Source organism: Streptomyces sp. NPDC058619 (genome assembly GCF_042717785.1).
GTDB lineage: Bacteria > Actinomycetota > Actinomycetes > Streptomycetales > Streptomycetaceae > Streptomyces.
On record NZ_JBHXQN010000033.1, the window covers coordinates 50,376 to 73,766 of the forward strand.

Annotated in this window: 20 protein-coding genes and 2 tRNA genes; 4 read left to right on the forward strand and 18 right to left on the reverse strand. The window is 70.2% G+C overall.

Going from position 1 to position 23,391, the window contains the following annotated elements; all coding sequences use genetic code 11:
* Positions 1-20: 20 nt before the first annotated feature.
* The 8 genes from rodA to ACFWTC_RS26645 all read right to left on the reverse strand — a co-directional run bounded on the left by rodA (position 21) and on the right by ACFWTC_RS26645 (position 8,967).
* Positions 21-1,223, reverse strand: coding sequence for a rod shape-determining protein RodA (gene rodA / locus ACFWTC_RS26610; RefSeq protein WP_383928020.1), 1,203 nt, complete (start codon positions 1,221-1,223; stop codon positions 21-23).
* 5 nt (positions 1,224-1,228) lie between these two features.
* Positions 1,229-3,400 carry a penicillin-binding protein 2 gene (gene mrdA, locus ACFWTC_RS26615; protein ID WP_383928017.1) on the reverse strand — a complete coding sequence of 724 codons (2,172 nt, stop codon included), beginning with the start codon at positions 3,398-3,400 and terminating at the stop codon, positions 1,229-1,231.
* A gap of 13 nt (positions 3,401-3,413) precedes the next feature.
* Positions 3,414-4,109: a rod shape-determining protein MreD gene (gene mreD, locus ACFWTC_RS26620; protein WP_383928014.1), complete on the reverse strand. Its 696-nt coding sequence runs from the start codon at positions 4,107-4,109 to the stop codon at positions 3,414-3,416.
* A 13-nt stretch (positions 4,110-4,122) separates the two neighbouring features.
* Entirely contained in the window at positions 4,123-5,070 is a 948-nt protein-coding gene (mreC, locus tag ACFWTC_RS26625; protein ID WP_383928011.1) for a rod shape-determining protein MreC, read from the reverse strand.
* A 213-nt stretch (positions 5,071-5,283) separates the two neighbouring features.
* Positions 5,284-6,303, reverse strand: a complete 1,020-nt coding sequence (locus ACFWTC_RS26630; RefSeq protein WP_112453164.1) for a rod shape-determining protein — start codon at positions 6,301-6,303, stop codon at positions 5,284-5,286.
* Positions 6,304-6,600: 297 nt separating this feature from the next.
* Positions 6,601-7,011, reverse strand: coding sequence for a nucleoside-diphosphate kinase (gene ndk, locus ACFWTC_RS26635; RefSeq protein WP_383928008.1), 411 nt, complete (start codon positions 7,009-7,011; stop codon positions 6,601-6,603).
* Positions 7,012-7,075: 64 nt separating this feature from the next.
* Complete coding sequence (locus ACFWTC_RS26640; protein WP_383928005.1) at positions 7,076-7,435, reverse strand: DUF4233 domain-containing protein; 360 nt, start codon at positions 7,433-7,435, stop codon at positions 7,076-7,078.
* Positions 7,436-7,437: 2 nt separating this feature from the next.
* Positions 7,438-8,967 carry a bifunctional folylpolyglutamate synthase/dihydrofolate synthase gene (locus ACFWTC_RS26645; protein ID WP_383928002.1) on the reverse strand — a complete coding sequence of 510 codons (1,530 nt, stop codon included), beginning with the start codon at positions 8,965-8,967 and terminating at the stop codon, positions 7,438-7,440.
* Between the two features lie 117 nt (positions 8,968-9,084).
* Here ACFWTC_RS26645 and ACFWTC_RS26650 point away from each other — a divergent pair, with 117 nt between their 5' ends.
* Entirely contained in the window at positions 9,085-10,158 is a 1,074-nt protein-coding gene (locus tag ACFWTC_RS26650; protein WP_384028011.1) for a rod shape-determining protein, read from the forward strand.
* 12 nt (positions 10,159-10,170) lie between these two features.
* Here ACFWTC_RS26650 and ACFWTC_RS26655 read toward each other — a convergent pair whose 3' ends face one another.
* Both ACFWTC_RS26655 and ACFWTC_RS26660 read right to left on the reverse strand, forming a co-directional pair.
* The gene (locus tag ACFWTC_RS26655; protein ID WP_383927996.1) at positions 10,171-11,319 is read right to left on the reverse strand and encodes a sensor histidine kinase; all 1,149 of its coding nucleotides are present in this window, start codon (positions 11,317-11,319) and stop codon (positions 10,171-10,173) included.
* 313 nt (positions 11,320-11,632) lie between these two features.
* A complete protein-coding gene (locus tag ACFWTC_RS26660) occupies positions 11,633-14,254 on the reverse strand; it encodes a valine--tRNA ligase (RefSeq protein WP_384028012.1) in 2,622 nt (873 codons plus the stop codon).
* A 127-nt stretch (positions 14,255-14,381) separates the two neighbouring features.
* On the opposite strand from ACFWTC_RS26660, the gene ACFWTC_RS26665 reads away from it, so the two are divergent.
* Positions 14,382-15,338: a hypothetical protein gene (locus ACFWTC_RS26665; RefSeq protein WP_384028013.1), complete on the forward strand. Its 957-nt coding sequence runs from the start codon at positions 14,382-14,384 to the stop codon at positions 15,336-15,338.
* Positions 15,339-15,410: 72 nt separating this feature from the next.
* Here ACFWTC_RS26665 and clpX read toward each other — a convergent pair whose 3' ends face one another.
* The 5 genes from clpX to ACFWTC_RS26690 form a co-directional block, all read right to left on the reverse strand.
* Positions 15,411-16,697 (reverse strand): ATP-dependent Clp protease ATP-binding subunit ClpX, encoded by a 1,287-nt coding sequence (gene clpX / locus ACFWTC_RS26670; RefSeq protein WP_351597473.1) that lies wholly within the window; start codon positions 16,695-16,697, stop codon positions 15,411-15,413.
* A gap of 153 nt (positions 16,698-16,850) precedes the next feature.
* A complete protein-coding gene (locus ACFWTC_RS26675) occupies positions 16,851-17,522 on the reverse strand; it encodes an ATP-dependent Clp protease proteolytic subunit (RefSeq protein ID WP_384028014.1) in 672 nt (223 codons plus the stop codon).
* A 56-nt stretch (positions 17,523-17,578) separates the two neighbouring features.
* The gene (locus tag ACFWTC_RS26680) at positions 17,579-18,196 is read right to left on the reverse strand and encodes an ATP-dependent Clp protease proteolytic subunit (protein WP_053674923.1); all 618 of its coding nucleotides are present in this window, start codon (positions 18,194-18,196) and stop codon (positions 17,579-17,581) included.
* A 275-nt stretch (positions 18,197-18,471) separates the two neighbouring features.
* The gene (tig, locus tag ACFWTC_RS26685) at positions 18,472-19,884 is read right to left on the reverse strand and encodes a trigger factor (RefSeq protein WP_383927984.1); all 1,413 of its coding nucleotides are present in this window, start codon (positions 19,882-19,884) and stop codon (positions 18,472-18,474) included.
* 187 nt (positions 19,885-20,071) lie between these two features.
* Positions 20,072-20,148, reverse strand: a tRNA-Pro gene (locus tag ACFWTC_RS26690).
* A 168-nt stretch (positions 20,149-20,316) separates the two neighbouring features.
* On the opposite strand from ACFWTC_RS26690, the gene ACFWTC_RS26695 reads away from it, so the two are divergent.
* Positions 20,317-20,387 (forward strand) — tRNA-Gly (locus tag ACFWTC_RS26695).
* Between the two features lie 146 nt (positions 20,388-20,533).
* On the forward strand, positions 20,534-20,665 hold the full coding sequence (locus ACFWTC_RS26700) for a hypothetical protein (protein WP_384028015.1): 132 nt from the start codon (positions 20,534-20,536) through the stop codon (positions 20,663-20,665).
* Between the two features lie 250 nt (positions 20,666-20,915).
* Here ACFWTC_RS26700 and ACFWTC_RS26705 read toward each other — a convergent pair whose 3' ends face one another.
* The 3 genes from ACFWTC_RS26705 to ACFWTC_RS26715 all read right to left on the reverse strand — a co-directional run bounded on the left by ACFWTC_RS26705 (position 20,916) and on the right by ACFWTC_RS26715 (position 23,134).
* Positions 20,916-21,110 carry a hypothetical protein gene (locus ACFWTC_RS26705; protein WP_150519620.1) on the reverse strand — a complete coding sequence of 65 codons (195 nt, stop codon included), beginning with the start codon at positions 21,108-21,110 and terminating at the stop codon, positions 20,916-20,918.
* 174 nt (positions 21,111-21,284) lie between these two features.
* Positions 21,285-21,740 carry an HD domain-containing protein gene (locus ACFWTC_RS26710; protein WP_383927977.1) on the reverse strand — a complete coding sequence of 152 codons (456 nt, stop codon included), beginning with the start codon at positions 21,738-21,740 and terminating at the stop codon, positions 21,285-21,287.
* Positions 21,737-23,134 (reverse strand): pyridoxal phosphate-dependent decarboxylase family protein, encoded by a 1,398-nt coding sequence (locus ACFWTC_RS26715; protein ID WP_384028016.1) that lies wholly within the window; start codon positions 23,132-23,134, stop codon positions 21,737-21,739. Before ACFWTC_RS26715 ends, ACFWTC_RS26710 begins: the two co-directional genes overlap by 4 nt.
* Positions 23,135-23,391: the final 257 nt, after the last annotated feature.

A 23,391-nucleotide genomic window follows, 5' to 3' on the forward strand; every position in this document is an offset into this window, starting at 1 on the left:
GCTCCAGGGTGAACGGGGCATTAGGCCGACAACGGCCGCTGCACCTTGATCGACTGCAACAGCCCGACCGCCACCCAGACGGCGAACATCGAGGACCCTCCGTACGAGACGAAGGGCAGCGGAAGCCCGGCCACCGGCATGATCCCGAGGGTCATTCCGATGTTCTCGAAGGACTGGAACGCGAACCAGGCGATGATGCCGGCGCACACGATGGTCCCGTACAGCTCGGTGGTCTCGCGGGCGATCATGCACGCGCGCCACAGGATGACGCCGAGCAGGACGAGGATGAGCCCGGCCCCGATGAAGCCGAGCTCCTCCCCCGCCACCGTGAAGACGAAGTCGGTCTGCTGCTCCGGCACGAACTGGCCGGTGGTCTGCGAGCCCTTGAAGAGCCCCGAGCCGGTCAGGCCGCCCGAGCCGATCGCGATGCGGGCCTGGTTGGTGTTGTAGCCGACGCCCGCCGGGTCCAGCTCGGGGTTGGCGAAGGCGGCGAAGCGGTTGATCTGGTACTCGTCGAGGACGCCGAGCTGCCAGATCAGGACGGCGCCGCCGACGCCGGAGCCGAGCAGGCCGAGGACCCACCGGTTGGAGGCCCCGGAGGCCAGCAGCACGCCGAGCACGATGACGACCATGACCATGACGGAGCCGAGGTCGGGCATCAGCATGACGATGCCCATGGGGGCTGCCGCCAGGCACAGGGCCTTGACGACCGTGCGGTGGTCGGGGTGGGCGAGGTCTCCCGCGTCCACCCGGGTGGCCAGCAGCATCGCCATGACCAGGATGATCGTGATCTTCACGAACTCGGAGGGCTGGAGGGAGAATCCGCCGCCGATCACGATCCACGCGTGGGCGCCGTTGATGGTGGCGCCGAGCGGGGTGAGGACGGCGAGGATCAGCACCAGCGAGAGCCCGTACAGCGCGGGCACCGCGCCGCGCAGGGTGCGGTGGCCGAGCCAGACGGTGCCGATCATCAGGACGAGGCCGATGCCGGTGTTCAGCGCGTGCCGGAAGAGGAAGTAGTACGGGTCGCCCTGGTTGAGCTGGGTCCGGTTGCGGGTCGCCGACCACACCAGCAGGGCGCCGATGAGGGACAGCGCGAGGGCGGACAGGAGTATCGGCCAGTCGAGCCGGCGCACGACCGAGTCGCGGGCGGTGAGCCTGGCCACCGCCCCGCGCTGCTCGGGCGCGTACCGGGAGACGGAGAACTTGTTGGCGGTCTGCATGTCCTTCAGTCCTGCCGTGCGGGGGGTGGTCCGGCGAGTGCGGGCGGCGCGACATCCTCCGGGGACGGCGGCACGTACGGCTTGATGTCGGGGGCCTCGATGGATCCGTCGGGCAGGATCCGGGGCAGTTTCGCCTCCGGCTTGAGCAGCAGGGCCTGCTTCGGGTCCTGCTTGCCCTCCATGTCGAGGCCGTAGATGGCGTTGTAGATGCTGCGGACGGCGGGGCCCGAGGCTCCGGAACCGGTACCGGCCTGGGAGATGGTCATGACGATCGCGAAGTCGTCGGTGTACGTCGCCAGCCACGAGGTGGTCTGCTTGCCGTAGACCTGGGCGGTGCCGGTCTTGGCCCGCATCGGGATCTTGTCCAGCGGCCAGCCGCCGAACCGCCAGGCGGCGGTGCCGCCGGGCTCGACGACGGAGCGCAGGCCCTTGTCGAGGTCGCCGATGGTCCGGGTGTCGATCGGCAGCCTGCCGTGGGCCTGGGGTTTGATCATCTCGACGCGCTTGCCGTCGGCGCTGATCACTGCCTTGCCCACGGTGGGGTTGTAGAGGGTGCCCCCGTTGCCGATGGCCGAGTAGGCGGTGGCCATCTGGATGGGGGTGACGAGGACGTCGCCCTGGCCGATGGCGAAGTTGATGCTGTCGAACGCCTTGAGCTGATTGCCTTCGAGGCAGCTCTCGTAGGCGATCTGTTCGACGTAGGTGCCGCCCTTCTTGCCCTGCTTGCACCAGGAGTTCTTGTTGGCCGCCCAGAAGTTCTTCTTCCAGCGGCGGTCGGGGATGCGGCCGGTGACCTCGTTCGGCAGATCGACCTGCGTCTCGGAGCCGAGCCCGAATTCCCGGGCGGTCCGGTAGAACCAGTCGTGGGCGTCCTTCTTGGGCTGGAGGCCGCCGTCGCGCTGCCACTCCTTGTGCCCGAGGGCGTAGAAGACCGTGTTGCAGGAGAACTTGAGGGCGTCGCCGAGGGTGATGGGGCCGTGGCCCTTGGACTCGAAGTTCGCGAAGCTCCGACCTCCGAGGCTGTACGAGCTGCTGCAGTTGTACTTGTCGCCGAAGGCGTAGCCGGCCCGCACGGCCGCGCTGGCCGACACCACCTTGAAGATGGAGCCTGCGGGGGCCTGGCCCTGGATGGCCCGGTTGAGCAGCGGGTAGTTGGACTTCTGGCTGGTGAGCCTGGCGTAGTCCGCAGCCGAGATGCCGCCGACCCAGGCGTTGGGGTCGTAGTCGGGCTGGGAGGCCATCGCGACGACCCGGCCGGTCTTGACCTCCATGACGACGACGGCGCCCGAGTCGGCCTCGTACTTGCGGCCCGTGATCTTGTCGGTCTCGTTGCGGACCGTCTTCATCGCCTGGTGGAGCTCGTACTCGGCGACGGCCTGGACCCGGGAGTCGATGCTGGTGACGAGGGTGGACCCGGCCACGCCCGGGTCGGACTTGGTCTGGCCCATGACCCGGCCGAGGTTGTCGACCTCGTACGAGGTGACCTGCGCCTTTCCGCGCAGCTCCTTGTCATAGGTGCGTTCGATTCCGGAGCGGCCCACCTGATCGGAGCGCAGGTGCGGCGAGTCGGTGTCCTTGGCCTTCTGGATCTCGTCGTCGGTGACCGGGGAGAGGTAGCCGAGCACCTGCGCGGTCCGGGTCCCGCCGGGCGCCGGGTAGCGGCGGACGGCAGTGGGTTCCGCGGTGATGCCGGGGAACTCCTCGGGGCGTTCGCGGAGCTGCAGCGCCTGCTGCGTGGTGGCTTCGAGCGTGACCGGGATCGGCTGGTACGGGGAGCCGTTCCAGCAGGGCGCGGGGGTCCGGGAGTCGCAGAGCCGGACCTTGTCCATGACCTCTCGGGGGCTCATGTCCAGGACGCCGGCGAGGCGGGTCATGACGCCCTTGCCCTTGTCCGGCATCTTCATCAGGGCGGTACGGCTGGCGGACACGACGAGGCGGGTCTCGTTGTCGGCGAGCGCGACCCCGCGGGCGTCGAGGATCGAGCCGCGCACGGCCGGCTGGACGACTTGCTGGACGTGGTTGCTCTTGGCCTCGTCGTAGTACTCCTGCCCGTTGCGTACCTGGAGGTACCACAGGCGCCCGGCGAGGGTGAGGAACATCGAGAGGACGAGTACCTGGATCATGACAAGCCTGATGCGCACCCGGGAGGTGCGGCCGGTTTCCGGAGAGTTGGTCACCGCTGCTCCCTCGTCACAGTTTCTTGACGCTCTTCACGACCTTGACGCCCTTTATGCGGCCGGCCCGGTTGGCGCGTCCGCGCGCGGACTTCATGCGCAGGCCGCCGCGCTGGCTGCCGATGCGCAGGCCGGTGCCGCCGGCCAGCCAGCCGGAGGAGACGTCCTTGCGCTGGGCCGGACCGCCTCCGGCCTCGACGGCCATCGGGTCGCTCTCGGCCCGCCGGGCCAGCGCCATGATGAACGGCACGGTGAAGGGCGCGAGGAGCAGGTCGTACAGGGTGGCGGTGAACAGCAGGCCGGTCAGGCCCACGTGGCGGGCGGCGGTGTCGCCCACGAGGGCGCCCACTCCCGCGTAGAGCAGGGTGGAGGCGACCGCGGCGCCGACCACCGTCAGCATCGGGCCCCAGGCGGAGCGGAACCGCCCGCTGTCGGGGCGGACCAGGCCCGCCACGTAGCCGATGAGGCAGAGCACGAGCGCGTACCGCCCGGCGGCGTGGTCGGCGGGCGGGGCCAGGTCGGTGAGGAGGCCGGCGGCGAAGCCGATGAGGGCGCCGGTGACGTGCCCGTACACGAGTGCGAGGGCGACGACCGTGAGCAGGACCAGGTCGGGTACGGCGCCGGGCAGTTGGAGCCGGCCCAGGACGGTGACCTGGACGACGAGGGCGACCACCACGAGGGTGGCCGAGAGCAGGATCCGGTTGAAGCGCATGGGCGGTCTGCTCCTACTCGTCGGCCGGCTTGCCGGCCACACCGGCCGACGCGGACGGGGTGACCGTCACGGTGACGGTCGGGGTGGGCTTGGGGGCCTCGGGCTTGGGGGGCAGGACGGCGTCGCGCGGGTCCTCGCGCGGCGGCATGACGACGACGCCGACGATGTCCAGCCGCGAGAACGCGACGGCCGGCTTCACCCATACGGTGCGGGTGAGGTCGCCGCGCGAGGGATCGACCTTGACCACCTCGCCGATCGGCACGCCGGGCACGAAGGGCTTGTTGCCGCGCGAGCCGAAGGTCACGAGGCGGTCGCCGGGGTTGATCTTGGCTTTGCCGTTGAGCATCTGGACGGACATCGCGCGGTCGCCCTGGCCGGTGGCGAAGCCGAGTTCGCCGGTCTTCTCCAGCCGGGTGCCGACGGTGAAGTCGGGGTCGTTGGCGAGGACGACGGTGGCCGTGTCGGGGCCCACGGTGGAGACCCGGCCGACGAGTCCGTCCCCGTTGAGGACGGTCATGTCGCGCTCGATGCCGTCCTTGCTGCCGGCGTCGATGGTGACGGTCCAGGAGAAGCCCTGGGCCGCTCCTATGGCGATGACCTCGGCGCCCTTGATTCCGTACTGTCCGGCGCCGGCCCGCTTGAGCATCTCGTCGAGCTCGCGGATCCGGCTGCGGTTCTGGTCCTCGCTGCCCAGCGTGGCCTTCAGACGGGCGTTCTCGCGCTCCAGGACGGCGATGCGGTTGTGGCGCTCACTGGAGTCCCGTACCGCCCCTATGGCGTTGGCGACCGGGTCGACGGCGGTCGACACGCCCTTCTCGACCGGGCCGAAGACCGTTGCGGCGGCTTGCCGGGCACCGTCGACCGGAGACTCCTCGCCCGCTCTGATGTCCACCGTGATCAATGCGAACGCGATGGCGATCAGAAGCACCAGGAGCAGCCGGCTTTCTCGTGTGTCCCTCACGTGCGGCGGCGTGCCTTCCTCGTAGAGATGTGCGAGCGGCGCGGAGCCGCTCCTGTGGAGCCGGTGCTGTCATCGGGGCGGTGGCTCCGCTCCGTTGGAGCCGGGGCTCGCACAGGTCTTTTGCCTGTATATCAACGATCCGCCGCACGGGCTCGGCAGCACCCGTACGGCGGATTCCTGTGTTCCGCGCGGTCCCCGGCCCCGGGGGCCGCATCAACGGCGGGGCTGGGCGTCCAGGACCTGCTGGAGCGCCTCGAACTCCTCGACGCACTTGCCGGAGCCGAGCGCGACGGAGTCGAGCGGATCCTCGGCGATGTGGATCGGCATGCCCGTCTCGCGGCGCAGCCGCTCGTCGAGGCCGCGCAGCAGGGCGCCGCCTCCGGTGAGGACGATGCCGCGGTCCATGATGTCGCCGGAGAGCTCCGGGGGGCACTTGTCGAGCGTCGTCTTGACCGCGTCGACGATGGCGTTGACGGGTTCCTCGATGGCCTTGCGGACCTCCGCGGCCGAGATGACCACGGTCTTGGGCAGGCCCGAGACGAGGTCGCGGCCCCGGATCTCGGTGTGCTCGTCCTTGTCGAGGTCGTACGCCGAACCGATGGTGATCTTGATCTGTTCGGCCGTGCGCTCACCGAGGAGGAGCGAGTACTCCTTCTTGATGTGCTGGATGATCGCGTTGTCGAGCTCGTCGCCGGCCACCCGGATGGACTGCGCCGTGACGATTCCGCCGAGGGAGATGACGGCGACCTCGGTGGTGCCGCCGCCGATGTCCACGACCATGTTGCCGGTGGCCTCGTGGACGGGCAGGCCCGCGCCGATGGCGGCGGCCATGGGCTCTTCGATGATGTGCACCTGGCGGGCGCCGGCCTGCGTGGACGCCTCGATGACGGCACGTCGCTCCACTCCCGTGATGCCGGAGGGCACGCAGACCACGACGCGCGGACGGGCCAGATAGCGGCGCTTGTGGATCTTGAGGATGAAGTACCGGAGCATTCGCTCGGTGATCTCGAAGTCGGCGATCACGCCGTCCTTGAGGGGCCGCACGGCGACGATGTTGCCGGGCGTGCGCCCGATCATCTTCTTCGCTTCGGTGCCGACCGCCAGGATGCCGCCGGTGTTCGTGTTGATGGCGACCACGGACGGCTCGTTCAGGACGATCCCCCGGCCCCGCACGTACACCAGCGTGTTGGCGGTCCCGAGGTCGATCGCCATGTCACGGCCGATGAACGACATGTAGTTCCCCTTGTTCCCCATGAGGAGCGTCTGGCCTTCCAGTTGATAGCGGCTGCTGTCAGGTCGGCGAGGTGGGTGTGTGGGTGGAGGCCCCATCGTAGTGCCGGGAGTACGGACACCGCGCGACGGGACTCCGGCAATCCATCCGGAGCGGATACCCGCCCCCTTAGTGGTGACGTCGTGTTCTGCCCAGTCGTTCCCGGTCGCCGCCGGATATACCGGAGGGCGACCGAAATTACTTCGGTCGCCCCAGGTCATGAGCGCTATTTGGCTGATGTCACGTCAGTGAGGGAGTGCTCACAGAGCGGGGAAGAACAGCTTCAGCTCACGTGCGGCGGACTCCTCGGAGTCGGACGCGTGGATCAGGTTCTCGCGGGTGACGGTGCCGAAGTCGCCCCGGATGGAGCCGGGCGCCGCGGCGATCGGGTCGGTGGGTCCGGCCAGCTGGCGGACACCCTCGATCACGCGTTCCCCTTCCACCACCAGGGCGACGACGGGACCGCTCGACATGAAGCCCATGAGGGGCTCGTAGAACGGCTTGCCCTTGTGCTCGCCGTAGTGCGCCTCCAGGGTCTCCTGGTCCAGCGTGCGCAGCTCCAGCGCGGGAACGGTCCAGCCGGCCTTCCGCTCGATGCGGCCGATGATCTCGCCGATCAGGCCGCGCCGGACGGCGTCGGGCTTGAGCAGGACGAGGGTGCGCTGGGTCATGGTGCGGCTCCTTGCGGCATACGGGTGCGGTGGGACGAATCTACAGGGCCGATACGGTGAACCGTCACGCAGCGTCAGGCGCCGCGGGCGACTCCTGCGCGGTCGCCCAGCGGGCCTTGATCGCGTCGATCCTGCGCCCGTAGTGCACCGAGCACCACCACAGGCCGGCGAACACGGCGCCGAGGAAGAACATCGTCGGGACGACGAACCCGCTCGCGATCAGCCCGATCTGCAGCGCCCAGCCCAGCTGCACCGCCCCGGGCCGCGAGAGCATCCCGCAGAGCAGCACCGACAGCAGCATCGTGACGCCGCAGACCGTCCAGACCTCCGTCTGGGTCAGGTCCGGGTTCTTCATGGCCACCAAGCCCGCGAACCCGATCACGAAGAACTCGCCGATCAGCGTGCTCGCACACAGCGTGCGCATCCTCAGCCCCTCTTCAGCAGCAGGCGGGCCTCGCCCACCGTGATCACGGAACCGGTCACCAGGACCCCGGCCCCTCCGTACTCGGCCTCTTCCTCCGCCAGGGTGATCGCCGCCTCCAGGGCGTCATCGAGCCGCGGCTCGACCTGCACCCGGTCCGCGCCGAAGACCTCGACCGCGACGCCCGCCAGCTCGTCCGCCCCCATGGCCCGGTGACTGGAGTTCTCCGTCACCACCACCTCCGCGAAGATCGGCTCGAAGGCCTCCAGCACCCCGCGGACGTCCTTGCCCTCGCTCGCGGCCACGACCCCGACCAGCCGGCTGAAGCCGAACGACTCGGTGACCGCCTCCGCGGTGGCCGCCGCGCCCGCCGGGTTGTGCGCCGCGTCGAGGACCACCGTCGGGCTGCGCCGCACGACCTCCATCCGGCCCGGCGACGTCACCGAGGCGAAGGCCTTCCGTACGGTGTCCACGTCCAGCACCCGCGCGTGCTCCTGGCCGACGCCGAAGAAGGCCTCGACCGCGGCCAGCGCCACCGCCGCGTTGTGCGCCATGTGGGCGCCGTACATCGGCAGGAAGATCCCGTCGTACTCGCCGCCCACGCCGCGCAGCGTCAGCTGCTGCCCGCCGACCGCGACCTCGCGCGAGACGACGCCGAACTCCATGCCCTCGCGGGCCACCGTCGCGTCGACCTCGACGGCCTTCTTCAGCAGCACCTGCGCCGCGTCCACCGGCTGCTGCGCCAGGATGACGGTGGCGCCCTGCTTGATGACGCCGCCCTTCTCCTGGGCGATCTCGCCGGGGGTGGAGCCGAGCCGGTCGGTGTGGTCCAGGCTGATCGGGGTGACCACCGCGACCGAACCGTCGATGACGTTGGTCGCGTCCCAGGTGCCGCCCATGCCGACCTCGACGACGGCCGCGTCGACCGGCGCGTCCGCGAAGGCCGCGTACGCCATCCCGGTGAGCACCTCGAAGAACGACAGCCGGTACTCCTGCGCGGCGTCGGTCATCTCCACGTACGGCTTGATGTCGTGGTACGTCTCCACGAACCGCTCGGCGGTGATCGGCGCCCCGTCGAGGCTGATCCGCTCGGTGACCGACTGGACGTGCGGGCTGGTGTAGCGGCCGGTGCGCAGCTCGAAGGCGTTCAGCAGGCACTCGATCATGCGGGCCGTGCTGGTCTTGCCGTTGGTGCCGGTCACGTGGATCGAGGGGTACGCGCGCTGCGGCTCGCCCAGCAGGTCCATCAGCGCCGCGATGCGCGTCACGGACGGCTCCAGCTTGGTTTCGCCCCAGCGGGTGGCGAGCTCCTGCTCCACCTCCTGGAGCGCCTTCGCGATCTCCGGGTCGGTGGGGTGGGCGGGTACCGGGTCCCCCTGCGGCGGTCCGGCCTGGGCGCGCAGGGTGCGGCTCCCGGCCTCGATCACCGCCAGGTCGGGATCGCGGTCGGACTCTTCCGCCACCATCCGGTCGAACTCGTCGGGGAGGTGGTCAAGATCGTCGGGGCCGTGGTTCTCGGGCTGCTGCTCACTCACGGGCCCAGTCTACGGACGGTGGCCAGCGGGACCTTCGACCCGGTCGTTTCGGGACCTTCGGCGTGCGGGGCGACCAGATCGTTATGCAAGCCTTGCGAGCAGGAGATTGGGGAACAAATGCCGCAGGCGCGCAGTGAAAAGACGGGGCCCGACAAGACAGCTTCCAGCCGCGACATAGGAATCGACCTGGGGACCGCCAACACCCTCGTCTACGCCCGGGGGCACGGAATCGTCCTCAACGAGCCCTCCGTCGTCGCCGTCAGGGCCGGTACGACCACCGCGCTGGCGGTCGGCGCGGAGGCCAAGGAGACCATCGGCCGCACTCCCGGCTCCATCACCGCGATCCGCCCCCTCAAGGACGGCGTGATCTGCGACTACGAGGCCGCCGAGGAGATGATCCGGCACTTCGTCCGCAAGGCGGTCCCCGGCCGGCGGACCCGCACGCGGATGGTGATCTGCGTGCCCTCCGGCGTCACTCCGGTCGAGCGGCGGGCCATCGTCCACGCCTCGACCCGGGCCGGAGCCAAGACCGTGCACCTGATCGAGGAGCCGATGGCCGCGGCGATCGGCGCCGGGCTGCCGGTGGCCGAGGCGCGCGGCTCGATGGTGGTGGACATCGGCGGCGGCACCTCCGAGGTCGCCGTCATCTCACTGGGTGGCATCGTCACCTCGCGCTCGCTCCGGGTCGGCGGCGACCGGCTCGACGCGGCGGTCATCGACCACGTCCGCAAGGAGCACGCGCTGCTCATCGGCGAGCGCACCGCCGAGGACGTCAAGGTGGCCATCGGATCGGCGTGGCCCGTGCCCGACCGGCCCGAGCTGGAGACCCGGACCTTCACCGTGCGCGGCCGCGAGAGGGTCGGCGGCATGCCCAAGACCCTCCAGCTGACCGCCACCGACGTACGGGCGGCGCTCGACGAGCCCGTCGAGGCGATCATCGCGGCCGTCCGCGCCACCCTGGAGGAGTGCCCGCCGGAGCTGTCGGGCGACGTGATGGAGCACGGCATCGTCCTGACGGGCGGCGGCGCGCTGCTGCCGGGCCTGGACCTGCGGATGGCCTCCGCGACCGGCATCCCCGTGTTCGTCGCGGACAACCCGCTGGACTGCGTGGCCCTGGGCTCCGGCAAGTGCGTCGAGGACCTGGACACCCTGGAAGGGGCCCGGTTCGCCTCCGGGGTGCTGCGTGCCTGACCCGTACGGCCCTCAGCCGTGCGGCAGGGTCGCGACCACGAGGTACGACCCGTCCGTGCGGGTGGCGGTCAGGGTGCCGCCCAGGCTCCGGACCCGCTCCGCCATGCTCGCCGTGCCCGAGCCCGCCGAGACCGGGGCGCGGCCGGGGGTCCGGTCTGGCAGCCCGTTGCTCACGGCTATCCGCACCTGCGGGCCGTCCGCCGCGACCGAGACCTCGATGGTCTCCCCGCGCGCGTGCTTGGCGGCGTTGGTCAGGCACTCCTGGACCACCCGGTAGACCGCCGCCTGGCGCAGCGGCGACAGCGCGTGCGCGTCCGGGTCCAGGACGAGCCGTACGGGTGACCCGGCGCGCCCGCTCTCCTCGGCGAGGGCCGGCAGCCCGTCGACGCCCGGGGTCGCGGCCCGCTCCCCGCGCTGCACGATGATCTCGTTGAGCACCAGGTGGGCCCGGCGCGCGGTGTCGGCCAGCTCCTCGAAGTCCTTGGCGTACGCCGTCCGGCGCGCCCGTACCGACAGCACCTCGGAGCGTACGGTCAGCAGGGTCAGCTCCCGCCCGACGAAGTCGTGGACGTCGCGGGCCACGGAGGTGCGCTCCTCCTGGACGGCCTGGAGCACGGCGGACTCGGCCCGCCGGGCGGTGAGCTCGGCCACCAGGTCGTGGCGGTAGGCGGCGATCCCGACGGCCGAGGCGAGCACCCCGATGGGCACGACCAGGCTGAGGAAGGCGCTGAGGGTCTCGATCCGCGGCTCGGGCCAGCCCGGCAGCAGGAACATCACCAGTGCGAAGGCAACGTAGGCCAGGGTGGCCAGGATCCCGGCCCGGCGCCCGCGGTAGCGGCCCACCGAGTACAGCGCGAACTGGCTCAGGGTCAGCTCGTGCAGCCAGCCGAGGAACAGGAGCGCGGCGAGGAGGGAGAGCCAGGGCATCCGGCGCCGCACCAGCAGGGTCGAGCAGCCCGCGGCGAGGACACAGGCGGCGAGCAGGCCGTTGAGCGAGTTGTCCGCGGCGGCCAGGCCCGGCAGGTCCAGCGACATCAGGCCCAGGCAGCCGAGCGCGGTGAGCACGTCCAGCGCCCTCGGAGAGCCCGCCCAGCACTCGGCGAGCCGACGGCCGGTGGCCACGGCCCAGTGGAGCGCCGAGGCGACGGGCTTGACGTGCATGCCCTCCATCATCCGTGGTCGGCCGGTCCGACCGGATCCGGGCGGACCGGATAAAAAGTGATATGAGGCACTCCGGACGGGCCGGACCCAGATTCGGACGACCCCGGGTACGGGAGGCCTTCCGCTCTGCCGTCGCCCCGCCCGACGTTCGTAGGGTCGGGGCAATGGGCACCCGATGCCCCCGCCCCGTCCGGCCCACCCGGGGCACGGCCCTGCTCCTGCTCGCCCCCGGACCTCTCCCCCGGCGGGCCCTCACGCGCAGAAGGCCCCCGCACCGGACGACGGTGCGGGGGCCTGGGCGTACCACCGGGTCCTAGGCGGGCGGCAGCGCGTCCAGCTGGGCCTGGATCCGGACGATGTCCGCCCCGGCCTTGGCCAGCCGGCCCTTGATCTTGTCCACGACGTTGTCGGGGGCCTTGGCCAGGAAGGCCTCGTTCCCGAGCTTCGCCTCGGCCTGCTGCTTCTCCTTCTCGGCGGCGCCGAGGTCCTTGGAGAGCCGCTTGCGCTCGGCCGCGACGTCGATGGTGCCGGACAGGTCGAGCGCGACGGTGGCCCCGCCGACCGGGAGGGTCGCCGTGGCGCTGAACTCCCCGCCCTCGGGCTGGAGGCGCAGCAGCTGGCGGATCGCCGGCTCGTGCGCGGCCAGCGCCGTACCGGCCAGGTCCAGGCGGGCCGGGACCTTCTGGCCCGGCTGGAGGCCCTGGTCGGCGCGGAAGCGGCGGACCTCGGTGACGACGGCCTGGAGGTTCTCGATCTCGGCCTCGGCGGCCTCGTCGCGGAAGCCGCTGTCCTTGGGCCAGTCCGCGATGACCAGGGACTCGCCGCCGGTCAGGGTGGTCCACAGGGTCTCGGTGACGAACGGGACCACCGGGTGCAGCAGGCGCAGGGTGGTGTCCAGGACCTCGCCGAGGACGCGGCCGGAGACCTCGGCGCCCTCGCCGCCCGCGAAGAAGGTCGTCTTCGACAGCTCGACGTACCAGTCGAAGACCTCGTCCCACGCGAAGTGGTAGAGGGCCTCGCTGAGCTTGGAGAACTGGTAGTCGTCGTAGTACGCGTCCACCTGCGCGACCGTCTCGTTCAGCCGGGACAGGATCCAGCGGTCGGTCGCCGACATCTTCTCGACCGGCGGCAGCTCACCCTCGATCGTCGCGCCGTTCATCAGCGCGAAGCGCGTGGCGTTCCAGATCTTGTTGGCGAAGTTGCGGGAGGCCTGGACCCAGTCCTCGCCGATCGGGACGTCGGTGCCGGGGTTGGCGCCCTTGGCCAGGGTGAAGCGGACGGCGTCGGAGCCGTACCTGTCCATCCAGTCCAGCGGGTCGACGACGTTGCCGAAGGACTTCGACATCTTCTTGCCGCGCTCGTCGCGGACCAGGCCGGTCAGCGCGATCGTCTTGAAGGGGACCTCGCCGTCCATGGCGTACAGGCCGAACATCATCATCCGGGCGACCCAGAAGAAGATGATGTCGTGGCCGGTGACCAGGACGTCGGTGGAGTAGAACTTCTCCAGGTCCGGGGTCTTCTCCGGCCAGCCCAGCGTGGAGAACGGCCACAGGCCGGAGGAGAACCAGGTGTCGAGGACGTCGGTGTCCTGCGTCCAGCCCTCACCGGTCGGAATCTCGTCGTCCGGCCCGACGCAGACAATCTGACCCTCGGGGCCGTACCAGATCGGGATCCGGTGGCCCCACCACAGCTGGCGCGAGATGCACCAGTCGTTGAGGTTGTCGACCCAGTCGAAGTACCGCTTCTCCATCTCCTGCGGGTGGATCGTGACGCGGCCGTCGCGGACGGCGTCGCCCGCCGCCTTGGCGAGCGGCTTGACGCCGACCCACCACTGGAGGGACAGCCGCGGCTCGACCGTGGTGCGGCAGCGCGAGCAGTGCCCGACGGAGTGCTGGTACGGGCGCTTCTCCGCGACGATGCGGCCCTGCTCACGCAGGGCGCCGACGATCGCGGACCGCGCCTCGAAGCGGTCCAGGCCGAGGAAGGGGCCGTGGACGGTGATGACGCCGTGCTCGTCCATGACCGTCATGTTGGCCAGGCCGTGCCGCTGCCCGATCGCGAAGTCGTTCGGGTCGTGCGCGGGGGTCACCTTGACGGCGCCGGTACCGAACTCCGGGTCGACGTGCGTGTCGGCGACGACCGGGATGGTCCGGTCGGTCAGCGGCAGCTTGATCTGCTTGCCGATCAGGTGCGCGTAGCGCTCGTCGTCCGGGTGGACGGCGACGGCGGTGTCACCGAGCATCGTCTCGGCGCGGGTCGTGGCGACGACCAGGGCGTCCTCGCCCTCGCCGTACCGGATCGAGACGAGCTCGCCCGCGTCGTCCTGGTACTCCACCTCGATGTCGGAGATGGCCGTCAGACAGCGGGGGCACCAGTTGATGATGCGCTCGGCCCGGTAGATCAGGCCGTCGTCGTAGAGCTTCTTGAAGATCGTCTGGACGGCCTTGGACAGCCCCTCGTCCATGGTGAAGCGCTCGCGCGACCAGTCCACGCCGTCGCCGAGGCGCCGCATCTGGCCGAGGATCTTGCCGCCGTACTCTTCCTTCCACTGCCAGACGCGGTCGACGAACTCCTCGCGGCCCAGGTCGTGGCGGGACTTGCCCTCCTCGGCGAGCTGCTGCTCGACCTTGTTCTGGGTGGCGATGCCGGCGTGGTCCATGCCCGGCAGCCACAGCGCCTCGTACCCCTGCATCCGCTTTCGGCGGGTCAGGGCGTCCATGAGCGTGTGCTGGAAGGCGTGCCCCAGGTGCAGGGAGCCGGTGACGTTCGGGGGCGGGATGACGATCGTGTACGGGGGCTTCTCGCTCGCGGGGTCGGCCGTGAAGTACCCACGCTCCACCCAGCGCTCGTAGAGCTTTCCCTCTACCTCGGCCGGCGCGTACTGGGTCGGCAGTTCGGAGTCGGGGGCGCTGGGTTTCTGCGTGTTCTCGGTCACGGGGCACAGTTTAGAGCGGTAACAGTCCAGTCATGAAACCGGTATTCCAGGGGCCCGCCGCCCTGCCCGCCCCCGGCTTCCGTCAGGATGTGAGGGACGCATAAACAACCTCATTGGGGGACGCGGGATGAGCTACAACCAGCCAGGGCCGTACGGACAGCAGCCGCAGCAGCCCGGTCCGTACGGGCAGCAGCCCCCGGCCCCGGGCCCCTACGGCCAGGGCGCGCCCCAGCCCGGGTACGGCTACCCGCAGCAGCCGGGCGTCCCCCCGCAGGGCTACCCCCAGCAGCCGGGGTACCCGCAGCAGCCCCCGCAGCCGGGCTACGGCTACCCGCAGCAGCCGGGCGTACCGCCGCAGGCCCCGTACGGCGGGATGCCTCCGCAGCAGCCCCCGAAGAAGTCCAAGGCCCTGGTGATCGTCGCCGCGGTCGTCGCGGTCGCGGTGATCGCGGGCGGCGGCTGGTACTTCCTGAGCGGCGGCGGCTCGGACGGCGCCGTCGCGGCCGACACCAAGGGCTACAAGCTGGTCGCCCCGGCCGCGGTCGACGACTTCAAGCAGAACCCGAACTACGGGAAGAGCAAGAACGAGTTCACCGAGACAGAGAAGAAGGAAGCCGAGGCGGCGGGCATCAAGAACCCGGTCCAGGTGGGCATGAACTACCAGGCCGGCGACCCGAAGAACCCGCTGTCGGCCAAGATCCTCAACTTCCAGGGCCTCTACGGCGAGCTCGCCGACCCGGAGAAGAGCGTCGACGGCTACTTCGCCATGGCCAAGACGAACATCGCCAAGGAGGACAAGGACACCGAGATCGAACTCATCGGCAGTCCCCAGGCGATGACCCCGGCCGGCTTCGAGGGCGCCGTGATGAAGTGCCAGAACTTCAAGTTCAAGGCGAAGAAGGCCACCACGAAGGGTCCCCAGGAAGCCACGCTCCCGATCTGCATCTGGGGTGACTTCAGCACCCTGAGCGTGGTCACCGCCACCGACGCGGCCTCCGTGCTCGCCGGCAAGGCGGGCTACACCCTGGAGCAGACCGCGGAACTCACCGCGAAGCTCTACAACACCTCCCGCGTCAAGGTCTGACCCGGCGCAACGCGAGAGGGGCGCCCCCGGCCGGGGGCGCCCCTCTCGCGTGCTTCCGTTACTGCCGTGCGGTTAGGCCGACTTCTCGTGCGGGCCCTGGTCCTTCGGGACGATCCGCGGGACCAGCGTCGGGTTGACGTTGGAGCGGACGACGTCCGAGGTGATGACCACGCGGGCCACGTCCTTGCGGGACGGGACCTCGTACATCACCGACATCAGGACCTCTTCCATGATGGCGCGCAGGCCGCGCGCGCCGGTCTGGCGGAGGATCGCCTGGTCCGCGATGGCCTCCAGCGCCTCGCGCTCGAAGTCCAGTTCCACGCCGTCGAGTTCGAACAGGCGCTGGTACTGCTTCACCAGTGCGTTGCGCGGCTCGATCAGGATCTGGAGCAGGGCCTCGCGGTCCAGGTTGTGCACGGAGGTCAGGACGGGGAGGCGGCCGATGAACTCGGGGATCATCCCGAACTTCACCAGGTCCTCCGGCATGACCTCGTGGAACTGGTCGCTGGCCTCGATCTCGCGCTTCGAGCGGATCGTCGCCCCGAACCCGATGCCCTTGGCTCCCGCACGCGACTCGATGATCTTCTCCAGGCCGGAGAAGGCGCCGCCCACGATGAAGAGCACGTTCGTGGTGTCGATCTGGATGAACTCCTGGTGCGGGTGCTTCCGGCCGCCCTGCGGCGGGACGGAGGCGGTCGTGCCTTCCAGGATCTTCAGCAGGGCCTGCTGGACGCCCTCGCCGCTCACATCGCGGGTGATCGACGGGTTCTCGCTCTTGCGGGCGACCTTGTCGATCTCGTCGATGTAGATGATCCCGGTCTCGGCCTTCTTGACGTCGTAGTCGGCCGCCTGGATCAGCTTGAGCAGGATGTTCTCGACGTCCTCGCCGACGTACCCGGCCTCCGTCAGCGCCGTCGCGTCCGCGATGGCGAACGGAACGTTCAGCATGCGCGCGAGGGTCTGCGCCAGCAGGGTCTTGCCCGAACCGGTCGGACCCAGCAGCAGGATGTTGGACTTCGCGAGCTCGATCGCGTCGTCCCGGCCCTGCGCGCCGCCGTTCTCGCCGGCCTGGACCCGCTTGTAGTGGTTGTAGACCGCTACGGAGAGCGCCTTCTTCGCCGGCTCCTGGCCGACGACGTAGCTCTCCAGGAACTCGTAGATCTCACGGGGCTTGGGGAGTTCCTCCCACCGGACCTCCGAGGTCTCCGCGAGTTCCTCTTCGATGATCTCGTTGCAGAGGTCGATGCACTCGTCGCAGATGTACACACCGGGTCCTGCGATGAGCTTCTTCACCTGCTTCTGGCTCTTTCCGCAGAACGAGCACTTGAGCAGGTCGCCGCCGTCACCGATGCGTGCCACGAGGTGCTTCCCCTTCGCCTGGGAGACGCCTGGTTCAGCGCTCCTGGTGCCTCATATCCGACGGTACCTTGCCGGGGGCCCCGTGCGGGGCCCCCTTGACGTGGTTCACATCGCCGAATGCGGCGGCGCGCCCACGCCAACTGGCGGCAAGAATCAGGCCGAGCTCTTGCGGGTGGAGATGATCTGGTCGATCAGGCCGTACTCCAGCGCGCCCTCGGCCGTGAGGATCTTGTCGCGCTCGATGTCGTCGCGGATCTTCTCCAGCGGCGTCGTCGAGTGCTTGGCCAGCATGGACTCCAGCTGGTCACGCATGCGCAGGATCTCGTTGGCCGCGATCTCCAGGTCGGAGAGCTGCTCGCGACCGGTGCCGCCGGAGGGCTGGTGGATCAGCACGCGGGCGTTCGGCAGGGCCATGCGCTTGCCGGGGGTACCGGCGGCGAGCAGGACCGCGGCGGCGGAGGCCGCCTGGCCCATGCAGACCGTCTGGATGTCCGGCTTCACGAACTGCATCGTGTCGTAGATCGCCGTCAGCGCGGTGAAGGAGCCGCCGGGGCTGTTGATGTAGATCGAGATGTCGCGGTCCGGGTCCATCGACTCCAGGCACAGCAGCTGCGCCATGACGTCGTTGGCGGAGGCGTCGTCGATCTGCACGCCGAGGAAGATCACGCGCTCCTCGAAGAGCTTCGCGTACGGGTCGTACTCGCGCACGCCCTGCGAGGTGCGCTCGACGAAGCGCGGGATGACGTATCGGTTGTTCACCTGCGGACCGGTGTGGAGGCCGCTCGCGGGAGAGAGGTTGTTCATGTACATCGAGGTGTTCACCATCCTGGTGGCGTTCTGCGGGCTGTCGGCTGCCGGGTACTGACGGGGGGGTGCCGGGATCAGGCCCCGGTGCCGCCGCCGCCCGGAACGTTGGACGCGGCCGAGATGATCTCGTCGATGAGGCCGTACTCCTTGGCCTCCTCGGAGGTGAACCAACGGTCGCGGTCACCGTCGCGGATGATCGCCTCGACAGTCTGGCCCGAGTGGAACGCGGTGATCTCGGCCATGCGCTGCTTGGTGCGCAGCAGGTACTGGGCCTGGATCTTGATGTCCGACGCGGTGCCCCCGATGCCGGCGGAGCCCTGGTGCATCAGGATGTCGGTGTTCGGCAGGGCGAAGCGCTTGCCCTTGGCGCCGCCGGTGAGCAGGAACTGGCCCATGGAGGCCGCCATGCCCATACCGATGGTGACGACGTCGTTCGGGATGTACTGCATGGTGTCGTAGACCGCCATGCCGGCCGTCACGGAGCCGCCGGGGCTGTTGATGTACAGGAAGATGTCCTTCTCCGGCTCGGCGGCCAGGAGGAGGAGCTGCGCCGTGATCTTGTTCGCGATGTCGTCGTCGACCTGCTGGCCGAGGAAGATGATGCGCTCGCCGAGCAGCCGGTTGTAGACATGGTCGCCGAGGCCGCCGCCGATGGACGGCTCACCCGCGGCGTAAGGCTTCAGATTCGTCACGTATCCACCTGCTCGTCTCCGACGGCCATGTGCCGTCTCAGCGTCTCGTTCTGGGGCGCGGCCCGACCGGTGCGGACAAGTCCGCCGGCTCCGGGTACTCCCGTGCCCTCGTATTCATGGACCCTAACGCGCAGGTAGGACAACGCCATCCCGCTTCCCGAACTGTTCGCTCGGAGCGCAAGGTGCGCGGGCCTCCCGGAGGCCGTGCAGAAGGGCCCGGACGCCGTCGCGTCCGGGCCCTTCGAGGCACTGCTCAGCGGGCTGCGCCCGGGGTGTTACTTGGCCTCGTCGGCCTTGTTCTCGTCGGCCTTGTCCTCGTCGGCGTCGACGGCGGCCGTCTCGACCTCGGCGACCGTCTCGGCGGCGTCCTCGTCCTCTTCGTCGGAGAGGTCGACGACCTCGCCCTTCGTGTCGACGACCTTGGCGGACTCGACGACGACCGCGAGGGCCTTGCCGCGGGCGACCTCGCCGACCAGCATCGGAACCTGGCCGCCTTCGACGACGGCCTGGGCGAACTGGTCGGGGGACATGCCGGAGGACTGCGCACGCCGCATGAGGTGCTCGGTGAGCTCCTCCTGGTTGACGCCCAGCTTCTCCTTGTTGACCAGCGCGTCGAGGACGAACTGGGTCTTGATGCCCTTGACCGCCTGCTCGGAGGTCTCGGCGTCGAACTCCTCGACCGTCTTGCCCTGGAACTCCAGGTACTTCTCGATGGTCAGACCCATCTGGCCGAGCTGGTGGTGCTCGAGGTTGTGCTTGCGGGTCTGGACCTCGTCCGCGAGGAGCTTCTCGGGGATCGGGACCTCGACGAGCTCCAGCAGCTTCTCCAGGACGCGCTCCTGGGCCTGCGTGGCCTGGTCGAACTGCTTCTGGTTCTCGAGGCGCTTGCGGCTGTCGGCCTTGAGGTCCTCGAGGGTGTCGAACTCGCTCGCCATCTGCGCGAACTCGTCGTCCAGCTCCGGCAGCTCACGGGCGGAGACCTTGGTGACCTTGACGGTGACCTCGGCGTCCTTGCCCTCGGCGGAGCCGCCCTTCAGCTGGGAGGTGAAGGTGGCCTCGCCACCGGCCTCCAGGCCCTTGACGGCCTCGTCGATGCCCTCGAGGAGCTCGCCCGAGCCGATGGTGTAGGACACGTCGGACGCGACGCCGTCCTCCAGCACCTCGCCGTCGACCTTGGCCTCGAGGTCGAGGGTGACGACGTCGCCGTCCTCAGCCGCGCGCTCGACGTCCTTGGTGGACGCGAAGCGGCCGCGGAGCTGCTCGACGGCCTTCTCGATGTCCTCGTCGGACACCTCGACGGCGTCGACCTCGACCTCGATGCCGGAGTAGTCCGGGATCTCGATCTCGGGGCGGACGTCGACCTCGGCGGTGAAGGCCAGCAGTTCGCCGTCCTTCAGCTCCGTGATGTCGACCTCGGGCTGGCCCAGCGGGTTCAGGTCGGCCTCGTTGACCGCCTCGGTGTAGAACTTCGGGAGGGCGTCGTTGACGGCCTCCTCCAGCACCGCACCGCGGCCGAAGCGCTGGTCGATGACGCGGGCAGGGATCTTGCCCTTGCGGAAGCCCTTCACCGTGACCTGCTGGTTGATCTTCTTGTACGCCGCGTCGAGGCTGTCCTTGAGCTCCTCGAAGGGCACCTCAACAGTGAGCCGAACCCGAGTCGGGTTCAGGGTCTCCACGGCGCTCTTCACGGTTCGGTCTCCTTGTGGCTGACTGCTGGGGGTTCTGCCTTCGCGCTGTGATATCAGCGGTTCCGGCGGACTTCGGCCCGGTACATCAGACACACGGGCACGCAGCTTGCATAGTAACCGCAAGCGGCAATCAGCCCACAACGCGATCTTGTGGCGGCCCTCTGTGGATCTGAGGAGACGCTGCCGGTGGTCGGGGTGGCCGGATTCGAACCGACGACCTTCCGCTCCCAAAGCGGACGCGCTACCAAGCTGCGCCACACCCCGTCGGTGCGACACGTAGGGTACATGCCCGGAGACCCTCCGATGCACGGTATTGCGGACGCTGCCGTCGGCACGCGGCGCCACAGCCGCGCAATGCGGTGTGCGTTTGCCCGGCGCGACCCGCTAGGATGCTGTCCGTGCCACGGTCTCCGGACTCGTGGCGCGCACGCTGCGGGTGTAGCTCAATGGTAGAGCACTAGTCTTCCAAACTAGCTACGCGGGTTCGATTCCCGTCACCCGCTCTGAAGTGAAAAGGGCCAGGTCAGAGGACATCTCCTCCACCTGGCCCTTCGCCGTTCCCGGGGCCCCGATCAGCCCCCCGTGCCCCATGCCGCGCGCATGCCTCCCCGTACGATCAACGCGCATCGTCTAGGGGTAGGGGGATCGCATGAGCGCAGGCATGGCATTTGCCGTCAGCGGCGACAGGGAATGGATCATCCGCAACGCCGAAGGGCGGAAGTCCGACTGGCAGGAGGTCGCGCCGCCGGCCCTGGCCCCGGCCACCGAAGTCGAGGGCTGATACGTCCTTATGAGCCAAGGCCAGGCCGCAGGGATTCCCCCGCCGCGCATGCGTGGCGGGCGCGGCTCGGGGAGGCTCGGGCGGTGTTCTGCGGCGCTCCGTGCCGGGCTGCCGGGCGTGGATTCCACGATCGCGTGACGGGGCTTCTGGAAGAGGCCGGCGCCGTCAGGGGCGCTGCGGATGTGGAAGGGCCGGGTCGCGGGGTGGTCCCGCGGCCCGGCCCTTCCACGCGCCGCCCGGAGGCGGGCGGTTAGAGCTTGATGTTCGCGATCATCGTCGCGAGGGAGTTCAGGAAGCGGTTCACGTCGTCCGCGATCGAGCTGGACGCCAGGAAGAAGCCGAAGAGGGCCGCGACGATGGCGGGGCCCGCCTTGATGTGGTTGCCGCGGATCAGCACCACCAGGATGACCGCCAACAGAACCACCACTGACAGCGAAATGGCCACTACTGATCACACCTTCGGTCGTCCCCTGGTCGGCCCGGGGCGCACGGCCGCGCACGCCCCCATGCACCATCCTCCCACCAACAGGCCCCGGCTATCCGTCCCGTGGGGAATCACCGCTGTTCCGTTTCCGTCAACCCCACCCGCGTTACGCACATTTCGGGCAAGCGCCGGTCCTTATGGGGCGGTGAGGCCGAGCAGGGCGCGGACGTGGGCGTACTTCGCGGTCAGTCGCTCGCGGGTGGGGGCGTCCAGTACGGAAAGCCGTACGGGGTCGGCGTTGTGCGCGAGGTCCGACTCCTTGACCAGGAGGGCGCCCGGGGTCGCGAGGATGCGGGCCGCGTACGTCTCCAGCGGTTCGCCGGGACGCTTGGTGACCGCGAGGACCATCTCCTTCACCGGCTGCGGCAGGGCGGCCGCGTCCAGCCAGGTCAGGCTGAGGGCCTCGTCCTCGATCGCGTCGTGGAGCCAGGCCGCCGCCTGCTGTTCCGGGGTGCCGCCGCGCAGGCGGACGCCCTCGGCCACGGCCGCGAGGTGCTCGGCGTAGGGCCGGCCCGACTTGTCGGTCTGGCCCTCGTGCGCGGCGCGGGCCAGGGCCTCGACCTCGATGAGCGTGAGGGGCTGCTGCGTCATGCGGTCTCCCTTGCTGCCGTACGGAGTGCCTCGGCGGCCCGGTGCGCGTCCGCCTGCGTGGTACGCCAGTTGGAGAACGCCGCGCGCAGGGCCGGGGTTCCCGCGTAGTGGGTGGGGGTGACGAAGACCTCCGCCGAGGCTGCCTCCCGGAGCGCGGCGAGCCGGGCGGCGGTCGGGTCCTGGGCGAGGGTGAAGCAGACCACGTTCAGGCGGACCGGGGCGAGGAGGCGGAAGACCGGGTCGGCGGTCAGCCGCTCGCCGAGGACGCGGGCGCAGGCGATGTCGCGCTCGACGATCTCCCGGTGGCCCTCGCGGCCGTAGGCGCGGAGCGTGAACCAGGCGGCGAGGGCGCGCAGCCGGTGGGAGTTCTCCGGGGTGAGGTGAACCAGGTCGGGGTGGTCGCCGAGGGGGCCGAGGTAGGCGGCGGAGTTCTGGAAGACGCGGGCCTGGAGGTCCTGTCGGCGGGTGAACTGGACGGCGCTGTCGTAGGGGACGTTCAGCCATTTGTGGAGGTCGACGCAGAGGGAGTCGGAGGCGTCGAGGCCGGCGGCGAGGTGGGCGTGGGCCGGGGAGAGGGCGGCGAAGGCGCCGAAGGCCGCGTCGGTGTGCAGCCAGAAGTCGTGCCGGGCCTTGAGGGCGGCGACGGCAGGGAGGTCGTCGAAGTCGACCGTGTTGACGGTGCCCGCGTTGGCGACGACCACGGCCGGGCCGGGCGTGTCGGCGAGGACCCGGTCGAGGGCGGCCGGGTCGACGGCCTCGCGGCCGGGCAGGGTGGGGACGCGTACGAGGGAGTTGCGGCCCAGGCCGAGGACCGAGAGGGCCTTGGCGATGGAGGAGTGCGGGGCGGCGGAGAGGACGCGGACCTCGCCGAGGGCGGCCACCCCGTCCTCGGCCGGGGAGACTCCCGCCCGCTCGCCCAGCCATTCGCGGGCGATCGCCAGGCCGGCGGTGTTCGACATGGTGGCGCCGCTGACGAACGTGCCGGTGTGGGCGGCGGAGAGGCCGAACAGGTCGCGGAGCCAGCCGACGGTCTCGCGTTCGAGGTCCTGGCCCGCGCCGTCGAGGGCGGAGTTGGAGTTCTGGTCGTGGGCGGCGGTGAGCCAGTCCCCGGCGAGGGCGGCGGGGGTGGCTCCTCCGGTGACGAAGCCGAGGTAGCGGGGGCCGGCCGAGGCCGACAAGCGCGGCGCCCAGCGGTCCTGGAAGGCGGCGAGGGCGGCGGCCGCGCCGGTGCCGTGCTCGGGGAGGGGCTCGGGGTCGTGCGGGGCCGCGGGGGCGGCGGCCGCCTGTACGACGGGGCGGGCGTCCAGGGTCTCCAGCGCGGCGGTGGCGGCGCGGCGGGTGGCGTCGAGGAGGTCGGGGAGCCGGGCGAGGTCGGCGGCGAGCGTACGGTCCATGGGGGCACGGTAGGCGGCGCCCGGGCCGCGGGGGCGGGCCAATCGGCGGCGAGTGGCCCGCGGCGGCCTCCGCCCCGGCCCGGCGGCGTCCGCGACCCGGTGGCCGCCGATCGCCCCCGGCGGTGGGGGTGCGCACACCCCGCCGCGGGGAACCGCCCCGGGGCGGCCTGGAGACGTGCCCCGCCGGGCTGCCCGACGGCCAAGGTCAAGCGGCCAAGTCCGTGGGCAGCCAGGCGGGCAAGGTCCGCTGGGGAGGC